Origin of the sequence: Pseudomonas sp. (assembly GCF_049645325.1) — a bacterium.
Classification (GTDB): Bacteria; Pseudomonadota; Gammaproteobacteria; order Pseudomonadales; family Pseudomonadaceae; genus Aquipseudomonas.
The window spans coordinates 1-2,534 of the sequence record NZ_JBARTQ010000045.1 but is presented as its reverse complement, the minus strand read 5'-3'; the positions used below and the strand labels follow the sequence as shown (position 1 = coordinate 2,534).

General features: G+C 57.3%; 3 protein-coding genes and 1 pseudogene. All 4 read right to left on the bottom strand.

What is annotated here, in order from left to right; translation table 11 throughout:
• Window positions 1-333, bottom strand: a pseudogene (locus WBB95_RS01920) (hypothetical protein); the annotation flags it as partial.
• Window positions 334-353: 20 nt separating this feature from the next.
• Window positions 354-644: a hypothetical protein gene (locus WBB95_RS01915; protein ID WP_424486043.1), complete on the bottom strand. Its 291-nt coding sequence runs from the start codon at window positions 642-644 to the stop codon at window positions 354-356.
• Window positions 645-791: 147 nt separating this feature from the next.
• Window positions 792-1,700 carry a glutaminase B gene (glsB, locus tag WBB95_RS01910; protein WP_424486042.1) on the bottom strand — a complete coding sequence of 303 codons (909 nt, stop codon included), beginning with the start codon at window positions 1,698-1,700 and terminating at the stop codon, window positions 792-794.
• A gap of 298 nt (window positions 1,701-1,998) precedes the next feature.
• Complete coding sequence (locus WBB95_RS01905; protein ID WP_424486041.1) at window positions 1,999-2,343, bottom strand: hypothetical protein; 345 nt, start codon at window positions 2,341-2,343, stop codon at window positions 1,999-2,001.
• Window positions 2,344-2,534 lie beyond the last annotated feature (191 nt).

The following is a 2,534-nucleotide window of genomic DNA, read 5'->3' as shown; positions in this document are numbered from 1 at the left end:
CTCCTTAATTAACGAGACACGAATAAAGTCGGACAAACAAGACGCTATATAAGAATCAACTTGCCGAGAAGGAAAGAGCACTTGATGACTGTCAACAACCAAGTTATTCAGTTTGGCAAGAGACTGGGGGAACTTTAAGAGCAATGTATGCCCACGCAGAAATGGAATGGCCAAGCTCGCATACGGGTCAAGCCCGAAGGCAGCGAAGTCAAATGCCCCGGTTTCGCGAATGCCCAGTTCAATGGCGTCTGGATTGATGTAGTTGACCAACAGATGAGCGGGAACTTTCGAATTGAATGTGCTTTTCCCACTTCCGTTCGGTCCGGCGAACATACGGACCCTAGGCGTCGTACTCAAGCCTGAATCTGCGCCTGCGCCGACCGGCGATCCAACAGGGATTTTTTGGTTTTCAAACGGGTGCCGGCCTTGATAGTCCCGTACGTCTCTACCGGTCGGATGACCAGTGTCTCTGTATTCGAGACTTTCATGAGTTGCCCGGCACGCACCACCAGGACGGATTCACCTTTGGAAATCGCAACCTCGTAAGCATCCCTGAACGCTCTGGCTGCGATCGATGGAATACTCAACTCTTGGGCGAGAACCTGTGCTTCGGTAATTTGCGGCTTGATTTTCTTGCGTGACATGCTGGTCTCCGGCTTAGGGCGAGGGAGGATCTATGACAATTAGCATAGATCACCTCAGGCGTCGGTCGCAGGGTCGACTTTAACTCAATATGTATCCCGATGTCCTCTCGGCCAGCAGTTACGGCGTTTGGCCCCGGGATAGGTCCATCAAAACACCGACCACCCAATCCGCTCACTCAACAACTCCAATGCCTTCATCCCCGCCAGCGAGTTCCCCGCCGCATTCAGCTCCGGCGACCATACGCACACCGTAAACTGCCCCGGCACGACCGCGACAATCCCGCCGCCGACCCCGCTTTTGCCCGGCAACCCGACGCGGTAGGCGAAGTTCCCCGCCTCGTCGTACAGCCCACTGGTGGCCATGATCGAGTTGACTTGCTTGGTCTGGCGCGCGGTCAGAATCTGCTCGCCGCTGTGGGCGCTTGTGCCCTCGTTGGCCAGGAAGCTGAAGGCGCGGGCCAAATCCCGGCAGCTCATTTGCAACGCGCAGTAGTTGAAGTAGCTGTGCAGCACCGCGTCCACGTCGTTGTGGAAGTTGCCGAACGACTTCATCAGGTAGGCCATGGCCGCATTGCGTGCGCCGTGCTGGGCTTCGGAGTCGGCGACGACGCTGTTGACCAGGATCTGCGGGTTGCCCGACAGGCGCCGCACAAAGTCGCGCATCGACAGGATAGGCACGGCGAAGCGTGACTGGTTGATGTCGCAAATCACCAGCGCACCGGCGTTGATGAAGGGGTTGCGCGGGCGGCCGCGTTCGAATTCCAGCTGCACCATGGAGTTGAACGGCTGCCCGGAAGGCTCGTGGCCGAGGCGCTCCCAGATGGTTTCGCCGCCGTGGTCGATGGCCTGCACCAGGCTGAACACTTTGGAAATGCTCTGCACCGAGAACAGCGTGTCGGCGTCCCCGGCGCAGTAGGCCGCGCCGTCGTTGCCGTACACGGCGATGCCGAGTTGGTTGGCGGGTACGTCGGCCAGCGCGGGGATGTAGTCGGCGACTTTGCCGAGGCCGATCAATGGACGAACTTCGTCGAGGATCGACTCCAGCAACGCCTGCATGTCTTGTCCTGTCATCTGTCTTTGAATCGGTGATAAGCGGGGCGCGGAGGATACCTGAAACGGCAATGCCCGGGCAGACCGGATGGACGCTGTCGGGGCCCAGTTAAGCCAGCCAGGTAACAACGACGTTATCCAGAAGCCATTGACCAGAACCCAGAATCAGATCGATACGCTCAGGGACTTGATTGCCCAAACAAACCCGTCCAATTACCGGGACTCGATGGATCTTCAGGCGCAGGCGCTTGAAGCGCGTTTACGCGGTTATCAAGATCAACTGAAGGTCTGTCGTTAACACGCTTTAATGCGCGCGAAACCCCCACACTATCTCCACCACCCGCTCGGCAATCACCAGGTAGATCAGGATCAGCATCAGTTGCAACGCCAAGTGATAACGCAGTTTGGCCAGCCGCCGAATGCCATCGCTGATGTTCAAAAACATCAACACGGTCGACAGGATAATCAGCCCCCAACCCGCCACATTCGAGGCAAATACCCCGACGAACAGTTCGCGCTGCCCGAGCAGCGTATTGGTGCCCGCTGCAAACAACAGCGCGCACACCAGCAGGTTTTTCACGTTGTCGAAAATCTGCGTGCTCAGGTCGTTTTCCAGCAACGCCACGTAGCGCGTCCATAAATTGTGCATGGGACATTACCGAGTAGGGATAGCTCGTCAATCAAAGTAGTCCAATTGCCCATACACTGCACCACTGTGCTTACTTCACGAGGATTGATTGCATGAAATTGATGATTGGCTTGGCCGCACTGTTGCTGGTTTCGGCGTGTTCTACCACGCCACACGGCGCTGCGCCGGCCCAGGATTCGGCCGCCTCCACC